This window comes from Planococcus sp. MSAK28401 (assembly GCF_018283455.1).
Lineage (GTDB): Bacteria > Bacillota > Bacilli > Bacillales_A > Planococcaceae > Planococcus > Planococcus alpniumensis.
Window position 1 is genome coordinate 2,830,016 of sequence record NZ_JAAMTH010000001.1, and the last position, 18,968, is coordinate 2,848,983.

The 18,968-nt window shown below is 48.6% G+C and carries 16 protein-coding genes; 6 read left to right on the forward strand and 10 right to left on the reverse strand.

The genetic code is table 11. From position 1 onward, the window contains the following. Positions 1-286 precede the first annotated feature (286 nt). The 3 genes from G3255_RS14325 to G3255_RS14335 form a co-directional block, all read right to left on the reverse strand. Complete coding sequence (locus G3255_RS14325) at positions 287-1,735, reverse strand: phospholipase D-like domain-containing protein (RefSeq protein WP_249222133.1); 1,449 nt, start codon at positions 1,733-1,735, stop codon at positions 287-289. Positions 1,736-1,845: 110 nt separating this feature from the next. After that, complete coding sequence (locus tag G3255_RS14330; protein ID WP_211655090.1) at positions 1,846-2,382, reverse strand: RNA polymerase sigma factor; 537 nt, start codon at positions 2,380-2,382, stop codon at positions 1,846-1,848. 141 nt (positions 2,383-2,523) lie between these two features. After that, positions 2,524-3,798, reverse strand: a complete 1,275-nt coding sequence (locus tag G3255_RS14335; RefSeq protein ID WP_211655091.1) for a hemolysin family protein — start codon at positions 3,796-3,798, stop codon at positions 2,524-2,526. Between the two features lie 150 nt (positions 3,799-3,948). Between G3255_RS14335 and G3255_RS14340 the strand changes: the two genes are divergently transcribed. The 4 genes from G3255_RS14340 (at position 3,949) to G3255_RS14355 (ending at position 8,061) form a co-directional block, all read left to right on the forward strand. Continuing rightward, complete coding sequence (locus G3255_RS14340) at positions 3,949-5,328, forward strand: dipeptidase (protein ID WP_211655092.1); 1,380 nt, start codon at positions 3,949-3,951, stop codon at positions 5,326-5,328. A gap of 72 nt (positions 5,329-5,400) precedes the next feature. Further along, a complete protein-coding gene (locus G3255_RS14345) occupies positions 5,401-5,976 on the forward strand; it encodes a glycerol-3-phosphate acyltransferase (RefSeq protein ID WP_211655093.1) in 576 nt (191 codons plus the stop codon). Between the two features lie 102 nt (positions 5,977-6,078). Then, the gene (locus tag G3255_RS14350; protein ID WP_211655094.1) at positions 6,079-6,942 is read left to right on the forward strand and encodes a DegV family protein; all 864 of its coding nucleotides are present in this window, start codon (positions 6,079-6,081) and stop codon (positions 6,940-6,942) included. A 99-nt stretch (positions 6,943-7,041) separates the two neighbouring features. Beyond that, the gene (locus G3255_RS14355) at positions 7,042-8,061 is read left to right on the forward strand and encodes a DUF2804 domain-containing protein (RefSeq protein ID WP_211655095.1); all 1,020 of its coding nucleotides are present in this window, start codon (positions 7,042-7,044) and stop codon (positions 8,059-8,061) included. Positions 8,062-8,109: 48 nt separating this feature from the next. Here G3255_RS14355 and G3255_RS14360 read toward each other — a convergent pair whose 3' ends face one another. From G3255_RS14360 to kynA, 3 genes are read right to left on the reverse strand one after another with little or no spacing between them, the layout of a single operon-like run. Then, positions 8,110-8,274 carry a hypothetical protein gene (locus tag G3255_RS14360; protein ID WP_211655096.1) on the reverse strand — a complete coding sequence of 55 codons (165 nt, stop codon included), beginning with the start codon at positions 8,272-8,274 and terminating at the stop codon, positions 8,110-8,112. Further along, the gene (locus G3255_RS14365) at positions 8,271-8,981 is read right to left on the reverse strand and encodes a glycerophosphodiester phosphodiesterase family protein (protein ID WP_211655097.1); all 711 of its coding nucleotides are present in this window, start codon (positions 8,979-8,981) and stop codon (positions 8,271-8,273) included. The genes G3255_RS14360 and G3255_RS14365 overlap by 4 nt, the downstream gene beginning before the upstream one ends. Before the next feature lie 17 nt (positions 8,982-8,998). Beyond that, positions 8,999-9,853, reverse strand: a complete 855-nt coding sequence (gene kynA, locus G3255_RS14370) for a tryptophan 2,3-dioxygenase (RefSeq protein WP_211655098.1) — start codon at positions 9,851-9,853, stop codon at positions 8,999-9,001. Positions 9,854-10,000: 147 nt separating this feature from the next. Between kynA and G3255_RS14375 the strand changes: the two genes are divergently transcribed. Then, positions 10,001-10,519, forward strand: a complete 519-nt coding sequence (locus tag G3255_RS14375; RefSeq protein WP_211655099.1) for a YusW family protein — start codon at positions 10,001-10,003, stop codon at positions 10,517-10,519. A gap of 46 nt (positions 10,520-10,565) precedes the next feature. Here G3255_RS14375 and G3255_RS14380 read toward each other — a convergent pair whose 3' ends face one another. The 4 genes from G3255_RS14380 to G3255_RS14395 all read right to left on the reverse strand — a co-directional run bounded on the left by G3255_RS14380 (position 10,566) and on the right by G3255_RS14395 (position 16,184). Beyond that, entirely contained in the window at positions 10,566-11,414 is an 849-nt protein-coding gene (locus G3255_RS14380) for a GNAT family N-acetyltransferase (protein WP_211655100.1), read from the reverse strand. 150 nt (positions 11,415-11,564) lie between these two features. Continuing rightward, the gene (locus G3255_RS14385; RefSeq protein WP_211655101.1) at positions 11,565-13,388 is read right to left on the reverse strand and encodes an ABC transporter ATP-binding protein; all 1,824 of its coding nucleotides are present in this window, start codon (positions 13,386-13,388) and stop codon (positions 11,565-11,567) included. Continuing rightward, a complete protein-coding gene (locus G3255_RS14390; protein WP_211655102.1) occupies positions 13,381-15,105 on the reverse strand; it encodes an ABC transporter ATP-binding protein in 1,725 nt (574 codons plus the stop codon). Before G3255_RS14390 ends, G3255_RS14385 begins: the two co-directional genes overlap by 8 nt. 167 nt (positions 15,106-15,272) lie before the next feature. Continuing rightward, entirely contained in the window at positions 15,273-16,184 is a 912-nt protein-coding gene (locus G3255_RS14395) for a DMT family transporter (protein ID WP_211655103.1), read from the reverse strand. Positions 16,185-16,450: 266 nt separating this feature from the next. Here G3255_RS14395 and G3255_RS14400 point away from each other — a divergent pair, with 266 nt between their 5' ends. Continuing rightward, on the forward strand, positions 16,451-18,457 hold the full coding sequence (locus tag G3255_RS14400; RefSeq protein WP_211655104.1) for a sensor domain-containing protein: 2,007 nt from the start codon (positions 16,451-16,453) through the stop codon (positions 18,455-18,457). The last annotated feature ends 511 nt before the right edge of the window (positions 18,458-18,968 follow it).

Genomic DNA, 18,968 nt, shown 5'->3' on the forward strand with positions numbered 1-18,968 from the left:
AACTTTATTCTAATATAAACATAGAGACGGAGTGGAAGGGGGCTGACGCCTGTGGGACCGCGCGGGCTGGCGAGACAATCGTGTCGCGTCCTTTGCGGCACGTTGGCTCAACACCCGCCCCACGGCAAGCAGCCCCCTGCAACGTAGTCGAAAAGCGGAAGCTTTTCCACTCACTTATTTTTATTTCTCTAGTATCCTGCTGGCCCCAAGCAGCCATTGAAGCACAGTCGAATAGCACAAGCTATTTATACTTACTATGTTTCTCATATCTTTTACTTACTTCCCTTCAATAAGTCGTCAGCTTGAAGAGCTTTTGGAAGTTGTAGATGCCGCGCTGCCAGAACGTGAACTCGTCTTGGTATTCTTCCAGGTCGAGTGTGTAGAGGGCATCTTCGTTGTTCCACAGCCGTTCGAAATACGTATCCAGTTCGCCGACCAATTCGCTATCGGTCGGCGCTTTGATGAGAATATCCGCTTCTAAATTATAATCCATCAGCGTGCGTTCGGTCATATTGGCGGAACCGCCTAGAATGACCGTTTCTTCGCCATTTTGAATCATTATAGTTTTGGTATGGAATTGCCCGACTACTGGATTGTACCAGCGGACTGCCAAAGAGTCGCTGGCTGCATCCACCATCCCGTTCACTGCCGGCCGGTTCGGCAAACCGGTCTTTTCGTTGCCAAATGCATTTTTGTTTGGATCGAGTACAAGCTGTACTTCCACGCCGCGATTCGATGCTTCCACCAAACTGTCGACTACACTACTCTCGGATAAATAGAACATGGCCATCTGGATGCTATCGCCTTCCTCTGTACTGTCCATGTGCTTTAAGAGAGCTTTCAAAATTTGCCGTTCCGTGACATATTGCACTTCATATTCACCTGATTGTTCAGGCATTTCCGCTCTCGGAAAATCTGGGCCACCTGATAATTTCGAGACCGCTTCCTCAGCTTCCAGGATATCATCGAGCACCGGCCCGCTGACTCGGAATGCCATATTGCCATGTAAACCGCTTGCATCGTGCGGATTGGCTGAACTGATGATTGCTTCCTGCTCTGAAACAACGGTCTTCCGATGATTCGCCTTGATGTTCATCATTTGCATGTAAGATGAAAGCGTCATATCCGGTGCGTCGCTAGACGTGGCATTTGCTATCCAACCGTCCCCAGGATTATCGAACCATTGAAAGATTACACGATACAAACCTGAATACAGCGGCATCGAATCGCGCAATTTGTCGAGATCGGTGATGATCACTTCCACGCCTTCAGCTTCGAGTGTTTCCAGCAGCAAGCTTTCATAGGAGCCGTATCCGATATTCAACGGGTCAGTGATGAAATAAATCGGAAAATCCGGATTTTCTTTCTTTTTCTCGATTAAATGATCTGCTAGGCGTGCCGCAATCGCTGGATACGCAGTTTCCGTGTCGTTGTAATTATCGAATAGGAACAAATCGAGCACGAGAAATTCCTCTGCTTCATCGATCAGTTCGTGAATTTCATCGAAAATCCGCAGTTCGCTTTCTAAATCTGTGCCTTCCTTATCCTGTGCATAGCTCAGGTCATAAATCATCTCTACTTGATCGGCACTATGCAAATCTCCAGCGAATGAAACGCCGACCGGCAAGGGCTTGAATGTATGCCAAATAATTACAATTATGTACATCGCAGCGAGCAATCCTATTACACCCATGATAATGCGCCGGCGCTTGCTGTAATTCTTGATTCTTCTCATTAAACTTCCGCCCCTTTGCTTCATTATAAGCGGAAGAGTCATAGAAAAATATCAGTTATTATTTTCCATATAAAAACCCCAGCCACTATTCGGCTGGGGTTAGGAAAATATTAGGCAATGACTACATATTCGCGGGTTCTTACATCTTCCATAAGCATATCTTTCAAGCGCTGTTTGCCGCGATGCAAGCGAGATTTCACTGTACCGATGGAAACTTTCATCGTCTCGGCAATTTCCACGAGTGAATATTGATGGACATAAAAGTAAACGATTGTCGTCCGGTAAATCGCGTCCAATTCCGAAATTTTATGGCGAATCATGATAGAGACATCTTGTTTTTCCAATAATTCAGCAGTTCCGGTCTCATCGGTCGGAATCAAATCCAATAGCGAAACATCGAGTCCTTCCGGCTGATTGGCGATATGCTTACTGCGGCGCACGTTCTTGCGGTAGCGGTCACGGAATGTATTCATGCAAATAGTCGTCAGCCAAGCTTTGGCATGATCGACTTGGGCGATTGATGATTCATAGCGTACTACTTTCAGCCATACTTCCTGCATCAAGTCTTCAGCTTCGGCTTTGTTGCGGGTAAGTTTCAGGCATAAGTGATAGATATAGCGGTTATATTCGGCATATAGCTCTTCCATCGTTGTTACCTCCGTCCGGTGATCTCTTATGCCCTTATTGTGCCTGAGTTTAGGCTTACGCTCTATCGTTCCCTCTTTCAGTCTCCTTACAATGTTGTAAGAAACAAAAAAGCCATCCCAGAATCTGGGACGGCTTTACTATTATGGCCTTTTGGCTGAATTTTCGCTTACGGATTCCTGCTCTTCAGGTTCAGCGATTTTCGTAATCGTCAGCCGTTCAATGCGGTTTCTGTCCATTTCGTTGACGACGACATGCAAATTCTCATAAGTGAATTCTTCGCCGACTTCCGGCACATGGCCAAGCTGCTGCATGACAAAGCCAGCAATCGTGTCATGGTCTTCCGGCACTTCGACTTCGAACATTTCATTAACATCTTCAATTTCCAGGCGGCCGTGGCAAGACAATTGGCTGTCGTTGATTTCGAAGACCAATTCGTCGTCTTCGTCGTCTGTCTCGTCTTCAATGTCCTGTCCGATCATTTCCTCGATGATGTCCTCATGTGTGACAATGCCGAGCGTTCCGCCGTATTCATCCAAAATGACGGCCATATGCTTTTTCTTCGCCATCATCAATTTGAATACTTTCTCGACACTCACCGATTGAACAACGAATAATGGATTGTCATCCATCAGTTCCGCCAAGGTCAAGTTCGGGTTCATCGACCATTCGATGAGTTTTTTGGAATAGAACAAACCGACGACATTGTCCATGCTTTCTTCGTAGACAGGATAACGTGTATACGAGGAGTCCAGGATCAAATCACGGACTTCTTCATAGGTCAGGTCGATGGAAATGCCGACCGTATCCGTGCGGTGTGTCGACATAACATCCGATACGTCTTTGTGCGGGAAATCGAGCACGCCTTTGATGCGTTCCGATTCGTCAGCTTCAAAGGTCCCTTCAGTCGACGCAATATCGACCATCGTCCGCAGCTCTTCTTTAGTCATCGTCGCTTCTTTGACGCTGCCTTTGGAGATGATGCGGATGAAGATATTGGTGAACTGGGCAAGCAGCCATGTCAATGGTTTGAAAAGCAATACTAGAAAACCGATGACCGGTGCTACGATATAAGCGATTTTATCCGCAAACGTTGCAGCAATGGTCTTCGGCAGCACTTCGCCAAAAATAATCAGGACAACCGTCAAAATGGCTGTCGCCAATCCGACCTCCCATCCTTCCGTGATGGCGATGGTCGTGACAAGTGTAGGCAGCATGATATTGGAAATATTATTACCGATCAAAATAGTCGTGATCATCCGGTCCGGCTTCGCGATCAATTTTTCGAGCTTTTGGGCTTTAACATCCCCCTGCTCCGCGCGAAGATGGACCTTCATCCTATTAACTGCCGTGAGCGCCGTTTCGCTTCCCGACAGGAAAAACGACATGATCAGAAATAATGCCAATGCTATAAACAAATTTACTTCCTCCAGTAAAATACATATAAAATTTTTTCGATCTGTTTCCGTATTATCCATAATACCACAGCAATTTTCCTCTTGTCGAAAAGGACAACTTAGCTATGCTATAATTTCCACATACTAAAAATATTGGAAAGCAGGGATTTTATGAACGCCACTCAAATCGATAAGTACTTCAAAGATCACCGCCAAGCCCATCTCGAAGAATTGAAAAGCTTTTTGCGCGTCCCATCGGTCAGCTCCCTTTCTGAACATAAAGCTGATATGCAAAAAGGTGCGGAATGGCTAGTCAAGTCCATGACAAAATCCGGGCTTGAAAACATCAGCATCGATGAAACCGACGGCCATCCCGTTGTCTACGCCGACTGGCTCCATGCTGACGGCAAACCGACCATTCTCGTTTACGGCCATTATGATGTCCAGCCAGTCGACCCGCTCCACTTATGGGAAACGCCGCCCTTTGATCCGCATGTGCGCGACAATAAATTATATGCACGCGGTGCCAGCGACGATAAAGGCCAAGTTTTCATGCATTTGAAAGCGGTGGAAGCTTTGCTTGATTTGAACGGCGAACTGCCCGTCAATATTAAATTCATCCTTGAAGGCGAAGAAGAAATCGGCAGCCCGAGCTTGCCAAAATACGTCGAAGACAATAAAGAAAAACTGTCGGCTGACATCATCGTCATTTCCGATACCGGCATGCAAGGCCCGGGACGCCCTGCAGTTTGCTACGGCTTGCGCGGGCTTGCGGGCATCCAGATCGACGTCAACGGCCCTAAAGGCGACTTGCACTCTGGCCTTTACGGCGGTGCTGTACAGAACCCACTCCACGCCATTGTGGGCATCCTTGAATCGTTCCGCGATAAAGAAGGCGTCATCCAAGTTGAGGGCTTCTACGACGATGTACGCCCCGTGTCGGATGAGGAACGCGCGGAATTCGCCGCACTTGATTTTGATTTGGAAAATGAAAAGCAGGCAATCGGCATCTCAGAAGATTTCGGCGAGAAAGGCTATTCGTTCGTCGAGCGGACATGGATCCGCCCGACACTCGAAGTCAACGGCATCACCGGTGGATTTTCCGGCGAAGGCATCAAGACCGTCTTGCCGGCTGAAGCCAGCTCGAAGATCACTTGCCGCCTCGTTCCTGACCAGGATCCGGACGACATCATTGCCAAGCTGAAAGCTCATGTTGAAGCGCATAAGCCAGCAGGTGTCACGGTCGACATTACCGAATTCGATAAAGGCAAGCCGTTCCTGACACCATACGACCACCCAGCCATCCAGGCAGCGGGCCGCTCCTATGAAAAAATCTACCAAGTGCCGACTGCCTTTACTCGCATGGGCGGTTCGATTCCGATCGTCGCCGCATTCGATGAAATTCTTGGATTCCCTGTTGTCTTGATGGGCTTCGGGCTTGCTTCAGAAAATTTCCACGCCCCGAACGAACATTTCCATTTGGAGAACTTCGATAAAGGGCTCCGCGTCATCAGTGATTACTTGTTTGAAGCATCAACACTAGGCCAATAATCTTCATAGCCTCCCCCAAGTTGGGGAGGCTATTATTTTTATGAAATTGCATTTTTTGGTTGGAGGGATACGATGGTTATTTTGTATTGGATAGGCAGTTATTTACTCGGCACTGTTTTGACTGCCTTATGGATAGGGAAATGGAAAGGTGTAGACTTGACTGCTTCAGGCAGCGGTAATCCCGGCGCCCGGAATGCCCTAGCCTTACTCGGGCGCAGAGCTTCCTTTTTGGTGTTTCTCGGCGATTTCCTGAAAGGTTCGGTCGTCGTATGGGCAGGGCTTTGGCTTGAATTCTCTTTATTGTCTGTGGCCATAGCGGGTTTGCTTTCAGTCGTTGGGCACATTTATCCGATATGGCGCAAAGGCCGGGGCGGAAAAGGGATTTCGACCTTTGCCGGTGTGGCATTTTGGCTGACACCCGATTTATTTTTAGCGATGATCGTCTTATCATTCGCTTTCTATCCGTGGCTGAAAAGCGCGACTTTATCGATGCTTGCAGGGTTCAGTGCCTTTTTCGCCGTCGCTTTCGCGTTTCAGGTGCAATCAGTTGTTTGGCCGCTGTTTGTTGCCATTATTATTATTGTAATTCGCCACAAAGCAGATATTAAAGTTTCAATGGAAACACGGTTTCCTTCAAGTAAAGCCTGAGTGGCCTATCGTTGCAGATTTTTCTTCAAGAAAGCTAGGACCATTTTATTATCCGTGTTATAGTTTTATTATTCAAAATACTCAATAGATGGGGGTTTTACGATGAAAAAACCAATTGCATGGATTATGGATACTACCGGATATGTCACAGACCAATTTAAATCGCACCCCGATGTCTATATTGTGCCGCTGAATATCCATTTTGGCTCGGAAGAATTTGTCGATGATGGCATTGACTTGTCGAACGACGAGCTCTATGCACGCATGAAAAGTTCGAAGGATTTCCCGAAAACCTCCCAGCCTTCTGCCGGAAAGTTTGCGGAACTTTATGAAAAGCTGAAAGAGGAATACGAATGTGCCGTCGCAGTCCATGCTTCGGCCAAGTTGAGCGGCACGATCGCTTCTTCCATGACCGGTGCGGAAATGACGGATTTTAAAGTCTACACCGTTGATTCACTCGCCTTGTCATATGGGCTATCCGGACTTCTTGAACGCGGGTTGGCACTTCAGGATCAAGGCCTTTCCGCTGAAGAAATCACCCAGCGGCTCGAGCAGGAAACGACAGATTTCCGCAATTTCATCCTGATCGGCAATTTGAGCCAATTGTATAAAGGCGGCCGGATGAGCGGCGCCCAGTATTATATCGGCAGTGTCTTGAAGATCAAACCAATTGTCCAAATCACCGAGAAAGGCGAGCTTGAACCGATCGACAAAGTGCGCTCCCATAAGAAAGCGCTAGCGTATTTGCTCGAGCGCGCCAAAGCGGACCACGAACAATACGGCATCAATTACTTCCAAATTATGCACGGCCATATCCCCGAACAAGCCGAAGAATTGAAAGCGGAACTTTTGAAGTTCGCGCCTGATGCGAAAGTGCTGATCGGCAACTTGAGTTCGTCGCTGGCTGTCCATGCCGGAGAAGGCACCCTAGCCTTTATGTGGAGACGTCCACCTGCCCACGTATAAGAAAACGCTAGTCTTTATGCCCATCTTGCAGCATTTTTCCGGGAAAATCCGGAGATTTCTGATACAATAAGGGCATATGAAGACAGCGAGGTGGATTCGATGCAACACGTGGAACGGGAACTTACAGAACACGTTAAATTATGTGATACCAAAGGCCAATTGAATCCTAATGCCATCGGCTACGCCAAGAAGCCGCTTGTCGAATGCAATTTGAAAGGCAATTTTCTACGCAAGAAAAAATGGAATTATTGGTGTGTATTCGGTGATGAAATTGTCTTTTCAGCCACCATCTGCCATTTGGATTATGCCGCTGTGTGCTTTGTTTATTTCCTTAATTATGAAACGCAGCGCTTTTTCGAAAAAACGGTTATGGTGCCATATTCCAGGAATTTGCGTCTATCCGACAGCGTGTTGGACAACTCACTTTTCCACAATTCGGAGATATCGGTTCATTCGATCTACGAAGATGGCAAAACACGTTTGGCAGTAACCATCCCCGATTTCGACGGGGAGAAATTACATGCCTCACTGACAATCGCCCATCCGACCGAAATGGAGTCACTGAACGTCGTCATTCCGTGGAATCGCCAGACCTTCCAATTCACCTCAAAACATCATGCCTTGCCGACAAATGGGATGGTCCAAATCGGGCCCAAGCGCTATGATTTTGACGCAATGGACAGCTTTTCCGTTTTGGACTATGGTCGGGGCGTATGGCCGCGAACAGCCGTCTGGAATTGGGGAATGGCTTCCCAGCGTTCGCTCGGGAAAGTAATCGGCTTGAATTTCGGCGGCAAATGGACGGATGGCACAGGCATGACGGAAAACGCTTTTTTCGTTAATGACCGCATGACTAAAATCAGCGAAGATGTCATTTTCCGTTATGATGCCGAAGATTTCAAAAAGCCGTGGCTGATCCACACAAAATTGACCGATGACGTCAAATTGACGTTCACTCCTTTTTACGAGCGCGTGTCAAAATCGGATGCGCGGCTCGTGAAATCGGAAATCCATCAATTGTTCGGCTATTACAACGGCTATGTCCGGTATGCAGACGGCAAGAAGCTGAAAATCCACCAATTGCTCGGTTCTACAGAAGAGCATTACGCAAAATGGTAATTAAAAACCGCCTGATGGATGTCAATCCGACATCCGCCAGGCGGTTTTCTATTTTTGTTTAGCCGTTCTCCCTATAAAGCTGCTATACCAGGGCTTGCCGATGAAAAAGACAGGCAGCAGGATTAATCCTGCGACGAGCGGCCAGCCTGCAGCGCCGGCAAATCCCAAAGTTAATGCTGCAACCATCCACATACTCAATGCAGCTAGTTTCATTTCAATTCCCCCAGCATTTTTTCCGGATAATCCGTAAAGATGCCCGAGACGCCGATCTGCTGCAATTGCTCGGCGTGGTCCAGCCGATTGACGGTATAGACATAAACCTCGCAGCCTTTTTCAATCAGTTCGGTGCCGTGGCGAAGCGCATACGGCAAAGAGAGATGGAGCCGTTTCGTTCCGACCGTCTCTGCATAAGCGGCCATATCCACTAAAATATTGGAAGCTAGAATCGCGCTTGGCAATTGATGGCGATCCACCGCCAGCTTTACGTCCAAGTGGTTGAATGAAGAGATGACAAGCCGATGCTCCATACCCTGTTCAGCCGCAAGCTTGGCCACTTTTCCCACCGCCCCCACGTACGGGAAAACGTCCGTTTTCAGTTCCACATTCAGCACATGCTGGGTGTTTTTAAATACCCTAAAAACTTCTGCCAATGTCGGCATTTCGGTTCCGGCCCATTCGCCTGCTTTCCAACTACCGGCGTCTAGTTTTTTCAGTTCGGCAAGTGCCATGTCTTTCACATAAGCTTTTCCATTTGTTGTGCGGTTCACTTTTTCATCATGGATGACGACGAGTTCACCGTCTTTCGATAAATGAACGTCCAGTTCCACGCCATGAACCGGCAATGCTGCAGCTTCCTCAAAAGCAGGCAGCGTATTTTCCGGATGCGTGCCCGAACTTCCGCGATGCGCAAAAATTTCCATAAGCCAGCCTCCTGCTTTTAAACGTCTGTCCGAATTTGCCAAAGTTCCGGGAAGAAATATTGATCCAATACTTTTTTCAAGTAGTTGACGCCCGACGATCCACCCGTCCCCTGCTTGAAACCAATGATCCGTTCAACTGTTTTCATGTGGCGGAAACGCCATTGTTGAAGCCAATCTTCAATATCGACCAATTTCTCCGCCAATTGATACAGTTCCCAATGTTCATCGACATTGCGGTAAATTTCCTTCCACGCTTCCCGGACGCTGTCGTTCGGCTCGTATACCTTACTGACATCGCGCGATAGCACGCTTTCGTCAATCTTGAATCCGCTGCGCGCCAATTTTTGGATCGCCGCATCATACAAGCCCGGGGCGTGGAACGCTTGTGTTAATTGCTCGTGCAAGACCGGGTCTTTTTCATAAACGCTCAAGACATGTTTGGTTTTGTAGCCGAGTGCGAATTCGATCATGCGGTACTGATAGGACTGAAAGCCGCTCGCATTGCCGAGGTCGTCTCGGAACTCCAAGTATTCAGCAGGCGTTAAAGTCGACAACACATCCCAGCCTTGGATGATCTGCGACTGGATGCGTGATACGCGTGCCAATTGCTTGAACGCCGGCTGCAGATCGTCGGCCTCGATATGGCGGATGGCCGCCGACAACTCATGCAAGATCAGCTTCATCCATAGTTCAGACACTTGATGGATGATGATGAAAAGCGATTCATCGTGGTGCCCGCTGACGCCGTCTTGCGCCGACAATAGCTTGTCGAGATGCAAATAATCGCCGTACGTCATGCTTTCCTTGAAATCCGTGCGGATATTCTGTTCGTTTGCAGCGGCGATGTTCTGCCCGTTTTTGTATTTATCCATTTAAATGGCCCCATTCAAGCTCAGCTTATGCTCGACTCTTCTATTGATTCCTATCGTACGATACTTTTTTGCATTTTTCATTGCTTACTCCCCATAATTTCGGGAATAGAACGGTAAACATTAAAATTGAAAGGGAGTTTTTCTATTATGGCCAATCATAAAAAAATGATCTTTCCAGTTCTTGTCATGTCCGCTACACTTGCCTTAGCGGCTTGCGGCGATGACGAGGAAGTCACGCAGCCTGTCACAGATGATGCGTCTGAAGAAACGGCAGCACCGGAAGCAGAATCGGCTGATGATGCTTCTGCAAGCGGCGGAACTGAAGTAACTACGGACGGCGAAACTTACGGATTTACTGACTTGTCTGTTGAGGTCGATATGCCCGACCAGGATGACGCCCTAGATATTAGCTACGAAGAAGAGCGTGGCCGAGCAGAAGCCGAATATGAGAACAAAATCGACGGTGTTGACCTGATGGGCGATGACGCTTTCAATGAACTGGAACAAGGCTTATCCCAGTTAAGCTTAACTCCTGACACACCGGATGATGATGTCATTAGCCAAGTTGTCGAAGCTTTCGGTATAGACCCTGGCTTCAAGAAAATCGAAATTGAAGTAGACTATGCGGACGGCTCCGATAAAAACTATGAACAAACAAATCAATAAGCGCTAAAACATAACTGTCCTGCTGAATCATCCGCCGGGCGGTTTTTTATTGCAGCGGGCGCTGCCAGTATGAAATCGTGTAGAGTTTTGAAAAGCCCGCCTTTTCATAGACCGGCCAGGCCCTGTTTTCGGTTTCGACTTCTATCAATACGCGCGCTAAATCTTTTTCGTGTGCTGCATGCCTTGCCCAGTGCAAAAAGATTTGCCCATAGCCTGAACGCTGTGCATCCGGGGAAACCGCAAGCGCCGTCAGCCACATGGCCTGATCTTCCATGCTCATTGTAGCTGTAGCTATAAGTTTTCCATTTTGGCGCATCACATAGACCTGGCGTTCCGGATCGGCAAGGTTATGCTCAAGGACCGGAAGAACCGACTCATCAAATGCCGCGCACAAAAGAACCTCTAATTCATCCAGATGCTTTTCTTCATACGGAATAACTTCCATTCCCTCAGCGAGTTCGTAAGCAGGAAGAGGATCAGCTTCAAACTGCAACTCCTGGAAAGACCGGTTATAACCAAGGCTCATCAACCAAGCATCCGTTGCTTCATTTTCAATAAAAGCTGCGAGTTCACTTTCCGCCCCGCGCTGTGCGAGAGAATGCTGCACGCCGTCAGCCAAAGCTGTCGCCAGCCCAAGGCGGCGGTAATCCGGGGAGACAAATGCAGACCATTCGTAATGGTGCACGCCGACCAGATCCGCTGCCGCCGCACAAGCCACCAGTTCCCCGCTATCGGTGTAAGCGAGCACCGCAAACCCTTTCGCAAAGGGTTTTTGCCATAATTCATTTTGCAGCAAGGTCCGGCATTGTTCCGGCTCGCCGCCAATCAACCGCTCCATTTCCCCGGCAGTCTCCGCATCCAGCGGAAACGACGCAATCGACAGGGACAATTCCATTTCCATCCCGCCTTTCTTTTTCTTTTAATCATAACCGCCCAAAGCGCTTGCCGCCACCCGCTCCCTGAAATTATGATTTTCTTCACTAGCTCTTCATTAAAAATAAAAAAGCACAAGCCGGGATCTCCTCCGGCTTCTGCTTAGGTTTCGCTATAATTTGGCATCTGCCAGCATGGTGGCATACAAGCCGCCTTTTTCCATCAATTCGTCCTGGCTGCCCGCTTCCACCAATTTGCCGAGCTCCATGACGTAGACGAAATCCGCCTTCCTTACTGTATTCAAGCGGTGGGCGATGACAAAACTCGTGCGCCCTTCCATGAGGCGTTCGAGCGCTTCCTGGATTTTCAGCTCTGTCACGGTGTCGATCGAACTTGTCGCTTCATCCAGCAGCAAAATGACTGGATCGGCGATGAGCGCCCGTGCGATCGACAAAAGTTGCTTCTGGCCTTGGCTGATCATCGAACCGTCGCCAGATAATACCGTATCATAGCCTTCCGGCAGCTTGGAGATGAATTCGTGCGCATTGGCTTGTTTCGCTGCTTCCATCACTTCCTCATCGCTCGCATCGAGTTTGCCGTAGCGGATATTGTCGCTGACAGAAGCTTCGAACAGAAACGGGTCCTGCAAAACGAAAGCGATTTGCTTGCGCAAAGTTTCACGCGGCATCGCCCCGATCGGCGTGCCGTCGATGCGGATCTCGCCTTCATCGACATCGTAAAACCTCGCCAATAGCTGCATGACAGTGGTTTTGCCGGCACCTGTTGCGCCGACGAATGCTGCCGTCTGTCCGGTCTCCACCGTAAAGCTTAAATCACGGATGGTCCATTCTTCTTCGGCGCCTTCATATTTGAAAGACACATTATCGAATTCAACTTTGCCTTCGAGACGTTTATCGGCGTTGTTTTTCGTATCGTCCGCTTCTTCTGCTTCGTCCATGATGGCAAATACGCGTTCAGCCCCGGCGATTGCCGAGAGCACCGTATTGAATTGGTTCGCTAAATCATTCAACGGCCGCGTAAACTGGCGTGAATACTCGGTAAAGATAACGATGACACCGATTGTGACCGAGCCGTTCAACGCGAGCAATCCACCGACACCCGCAACGAGCGCAAAACTGCCGTTGTTCAGGAAGTTCATCACTTTTGGGATGAACCCGGCATATGTCCAAGCCCAGAAACCGGTGCGGCGGAGGCGTTCACTTTTGACGAGGAACTCATCCATAACGCGGTCTTCCTGGGAAAAGGCTTTGACAATCTTTTGCCCCGAAATGGTTTCTTCGATCATGCCGTTCAGATCCCCGACTGCTTTTTGCTGCTCTTTATACAAACGGCCTGTGCGCTTGGTAATCCAGCGGACCGACCAGTACATGACTGGGATGATAATAAATGTCAGCAAAGTCAGGATCGGGCTGAGAAACACCATCACCACTGCCGTCCCGACCAGCGTCAAAATACTCGAGAACACTTGAATGAACGAAGTATTAAGCGTCGATGAAACATTTTCGATATCGTTGGTCACGCGGCTCATCAATTCGCCGTGCTGGCGCTTATCAAAAAACGACACCGGCAAGCGCTGCAGATGGCCAAACAGCCCCACGCGCATTTGATAGATGACTTGCTGGGCGATGCCCACCATCCAATAGTTCTGCAAATACAGAGAAACCGAATGAAGCACATACACCATGATGAGCCAGCCGATGACCAATCCCATGCCTTCGAATGCACCCGGCACGATATAGGTATCGATGATATGACCGATCAAAAACGGCCCAAGCAAAGCCATCGCGGAACTAATGAAGACAAGCGCCAAGACGACAATTAACAGCGTGCGCTGTTCGTCCACCAGCTTCCAGATCCGCAGCAAGGTGGATTTCCAGTTTTTCGCCCGCTCATTCTTTTTATCCGGTGATTTCTTCAAATCTTCTTTCGTCAATACCGGCTCATAGCCAAAAGGCCGGCGGATCGCATTAAACATATTCATCCACCTCCTCCGCTTGTTGGGACTGTGCGATTTCACGATACAACGGAGACATATCCAATAGTTCCTCGTGCGTGCCATAAGCTGATGCAACGCCGTCCTCCAACAGCAGGATGCGGTCTGCACGCATCGCCGTCCGCACTTTCTGCGTGACCAGCAGCGTCGTCGCTTGTTCTTTGTCGAGCTCAGCCCACAGCGCGGATTCGGTCTTCACATCAAGCGCGCTGGTACTGTCATCGAGAATCAAAATCGATGGTTTGCGGACCAATGCCCGTGCGATCGACAAGCGCTGCTTCTGGCCGCCGGATAAATTGACGCCTTTTTGGCCGACGCGCGTTTCATAGCCTTTCGGGAAGCGCTGGACCGTTTCGTCAATTTGGGCTTTTTCTGCGGCCTCTGTAAGTTCTAGAAGCTCCGCCTGCTCTTTGCCCCAAGCCAAGTTATTGGAAATGCTGCCGGTAAAAAGCATCGATTGCTGTGGCACGAGCCCGATCGTCTTGCGCAATTCCTGAAGGTTCCACTCACGAACGTCACGGCCGTGGACGGATACGCTTCCTTCTGTCGCTTCATAGAATCTCGGAATCAGCTGCAATAGCGAGGTCTTCCCGGATCCCGTGGCGCCCATAATGGCTAGCTTTTCACGCGGTGCCAGTTCAAAGCTGATGTTTTCAAGCACTCTTCTTGAAGTGCCTGGATACGCAAAGGAAACGTCGTCAAAACGGACGGCCCCTTCTCTAAGCGGCACAGTCGTCCCATTTACTGCCTCACCGCCATCATCCGCTAAAAGAATTTCTTCGATACGGTCAGAAGATGCTTTGCCACGCGCAAAGGCCATTATAATGAACGAGAACATTGAAAATGCACCGGTCATGCGCATTGCGTAATTGATGATGGCGACCAATTCACCGATTTGTGCGTCTCCACTTTGGATCTCAAAAGCCCCGAACCAGACAACCGCGAGTAGAGACACGTTCATGCCAAAAAGCAGAATTGGCAAAATAATTTCCATGATGCGGAATGCTTTGACCGTATCGGTCTTGAGCGCACCCGCCACTTCCGAGAAGCGGTTAGCTTCGTACTTGCCGCGCAAATATGCTTTGATCAGCCGGACCGCTTGCAGGTTTTCCTGCACCATCCGGTTGACTTTATCAAGCCGCCGCTGCACAAAGCTGAAATAGACCACGCCTTTTCTTACCATGACGTATAAAAACACCAGTAAAACCGGAAAGACAATGATCAAATAAAACGCCAGTTGCGCATTGACGACAAACGCCATGACCATGCTGCCAATGACTATCAGCGGCGCGCGCAGCATGATGCGCAAGCCCATATACAGCACTTGCTGAATCATCTGGATATCGCTTGTCAGCCGCGTGATGAGGCCTGATGCCGGAAACTTATTGAACATCGCAAGCGAGAACGACTGGACACGCTCATAGACTTGCCGCCTGACGTCAAACGAAAAGCTATGGGATACATGGGAAGCGAAATACGAATTGACAACGCCTGACATAAAGCCAATCAATGACAAGCCCATAAGCACAAGCCCCAGGCGAATGATCGTGTCCTGGTCTCCAGCCACGATCCCGTCATCGATGATGCTGGCAATGACCAATGGCTGCAGGAGCTCGACAACCAACTCCAAGAGCATCAGGAACAGCGCAACACCTATTAGGAAGGAATAGGGTTTGGTATAAGAGAAAACAGTTTTCATAATGGTGCCTCCTGAACATTTCGAAACTCGAACTTTATTTAAAACTAGTATGCCATAATTTTCAGTTATCAGGTAGAGATATCCCTTTTTTTGTCATGCAAAAAAAGGGAATGCTTTTTGCGTTTGAACACAAAAAAGGCATGCAGCATTTTGCTGCACGCCTGTGCTCAAGAGCGATCTTCGCTGATTTTTTCATTGCCCGCAAAAGATAGCCAAGTGACGAAGACCAACATGAGAAAAGCTCCCGCGATTTGCAACGGAGATAGAAAATGGCCGAACCAGACGAGCGAGATGACCATTGCCGTCAATGGCTCCATCGCAGATAAAATACTCGTCTCCACAGGCGAGATGAATCGCATACTGCTGAGGAACAGTACAAACGCCATTGTGCCGACCACAATAATCGCCATGATCACCAAAATGAGCCTCGAATCTGCCAACAGCGCCCATTCGTCCGACAAGAAAATCGGATTGATGAGCCCGAGAAAAATCCCACCGAACAACATAGACCAGCCGACCACGAGCAATACTCCCCACTCTTGCATCAGCCTAGCAGGATAAAGCGTATAGAACGTAAACGCCAAACCGACCAGCACTCCCCAGAACAGCGCTTCCCCGCTGATGACCAACGAATCCAAACGCCCGTCCGTCAATAATAAAAACAAGCCGGCGAGCGTGCCGAGCATGCCGAGCACCTGATAGACCGGCGGCCATTTGCGCAGGCGCATGGAAACAAAGACGATAACATAGACGGGAGCAAGAAATTGCATCAATGTGGCAAAGACAGCATTGCTCGTATCGATTGCTGCAACGAAACTGTATTGGACGCCGAGCATGCCAGCTACTGAAAAGATCAATAAGGGGCGGGTCCATATCTTTTGCCGGAAAATCGATGTCACTTGTACCTTTTTCATTTTTAAAAACAACAACAATACAATGCCGGCGACAATAAGTCGGATGGTCAGAAGAAATGGCACAGAGATCGGGTATACATCGAGTGTCCATTCCATAAGCGGCCCAGTAGCTCCCCAAAGCATCGCTCCTATCAATATCATGGATACTCCCTTTAAGCGTTGCATTCGCCTCCACTCCTTACACATGAAAAACCAACCCGTGACGAATTGGCTAATTCGGCTTTTTTTATCTGTTCAAACCTTTAAAATCGGGACAAATTAATCGATTCCCTCAATTTTCAATCGAATCATGCCTATTCTCTCATGAGGTGCTAAAAAAGGACAGTAGCTTTTCTGTGCTAAAATTCCTGTGTTATATTTTTGTAAAGTGGTGACGAAAGACCTTTTCTTCTTTATAATGAAAGTACAAAACAGTTAAGGAGCGTCAGTTCATGAGTGAAAAGCAGGATTTTTTGGCACAAACCGTAGCATATAACCATATTCCCTTCCCTATCATCATTTTTGATCAAGAAGGACTCATCACTTGGTTCAACGGGCACGCCGAACGCATCTTTCAACTAAATACAGAGACTGCTAAAGGCCAACCCTTTTCCTATATGAATCCAGAGCAAGCCGCTTTCCATAAACAGCCGTGGGAAATGCTGTTGGAAAGTTCGAACCCTGTTCGATTCGAAAATATGGAAATCGGCCTTGGCAGCGGCGGACAAAGCTATTCTACAGTCGTCACGAAAGCGTTCACATCGCATGGCGAGCGTTTTCTTCTGACGATCTATGAGATCGATGATAGTTTAAGCGCTGATTCGGCGGCAAGAGAATTGAGCCATCTCCGCCATGGGCTGGATGATTCATTCATGATGACTTACTTCGATCAAGAGTTTCTCATCACCTATGCGAATCCCAATTTCCTGAAACTCAGCAAATGGACCCCGAAACGCGTACTCGGCAAGCCCGTGTGGCAAATGTTCCATGACAGCGAAGAAGACATTGAATTTGTCGATTCGATTCTGGAAAGTTTGAAGAGAGGACAAGTATGGAACGGCGAAGCAAAAAAAGCGACAAAAGACGGTGAAACTTATTGGGTCGACTTAACGGCGATCCCAATGCAGTTGTCAGAGGCAGACGCGTATTATATCTTTCTTGAAAAGGACATCACGGAAACGAAACACGCCCAAAAGCATCTCGAGGAAATCGCATTTATCGACCCGATAACAGGACTTGAAAATCGCCATCGCCTTGAACAAGCTGTCGCAGAACATATAAAGGAAGGACGCCATTTCTCTTTCCTATTCCTTGATATCGACCGTTTCTATACTTTGCGCGACGTATCGGATACCGATACTGAAAATGAATTGCTTATCGAATTCACTAAGCGCTTGCGCATGTATTTCTCGGATTCATTGATCACGCGCGCCGGGCTTCATGAATTCGCGTTGATCACGCCGTTGCCGAACTGGTTTATCGAGGGTTTCCTGCCTTATTTGCAGCAGCACCCAATCTACATCGGCAGTACGGCAGTTCCCCTGACCGTCAGCGGGGCCATCACGAAATATCCGGAAGATCAGCAAAGCTTCGTCCATTTGATCAAAGCTTCCTATGCGACGATCAAGAAAGTCAAAGACCGCGGCGGCAGCGCCATTTCCACTTTGACGGCAGACGACCACGAACGCCTGAACCGGAAAGCACTCATCGAAAAACGCCTTGTCCATGCGCTGGACCGAAAAAACCTGCAATTGCTGTACCAGCCGCAAGTGAATCTCTCGACTGGCACTGTTGAAAGCGTAGAAGCGCTCGTCCGTTGGAATGATGCTGAAGTCGGCATTGTGACGCCTGATGAACTCATTCCAATCGCAGAAGAGAATGGCATGATCCATGAAATCGGCAGCTTTGTCTTGGAGACCGCCTGTGCGCAGTTGAAGGAGTGGAAAGCGAAAGGCATCAATTTGCGCATCAGCATCAACTCCTCCATCCGTGAATTCCGCGATAAGGATATGGCGAGCATGCTGATTGAGCAAATCAAGGCAAATAATTGCGATCCTCAAGCTCTGACAATCGAAATCACGGAAAAATTTGCGCTTGAAGCGGAAGCCGAACGCCCGATCATGCAGCAAATGAACCGCCTGAACCAGCAAGGCGTAAAATTTGCACTCGATGATTTTGGAACAGGCTATGCATCTTTCCGCTACATGCTGTTATTGCCGATTTCCTCGTTGAAGATCGACCAGACCATCATCCAATCGATCACGAAGCAGGAAAAAATGCAGAAAATGATTAACGGCATGATCCAGTTCGGCAAATCGCTTGATTTCCAAGTGATTGCTGAAGGGGTCGAAACGAACGAGCAGCTTGAACTGCTCCGCATAATGGATTGCAATAGTATCCAAGGTTATATCATCAGTCACCCGATGAACGCTCAGGAACTCGAGAAATGGCTAAAATAATCTTTCTTCCCCAGTCTGCGGAAATTCCGCGGTCTGGGTTTTTTTGTTCTGTTAGGATTGAAAACTTAGTATAGGAATTTTAAATTGTTGGAGTTCGCATCATATGGATATTCGCTGCCTCGCTTTGGGTTGGCCTTTAGCCGCAAGTCAGGAAGAACGCCTGTCTTGCGGCGTCGGCTCACCCTGTGCGCTCGGCAGCTTATACATTTCACTGATTGTAGGGCGTTTACGGGAATGTGCTTTTTTACGAGTTGCCGGCTAGCGGGGGAATCGCTTCCCGGGGCTGGTCTTAGCGTGGATATTTAGACATTTGGAGTTGGCATCGCATGGTTACTCGCTGCCTCGCTTTGGGTTGGCCTTTAGCCGCAAGTCAGGAAGAACGCCTGTCTTGCGGCGTCGGCTCACCCTGTGCGCTCGGCAGCTTATACATTTCACTGATTGTAGGGCGTTTACGGGAATGTGCTTTTTTACGAGTTGCCGGCTAGCGGGGGAATCGCTTCCCGGGGCTGGT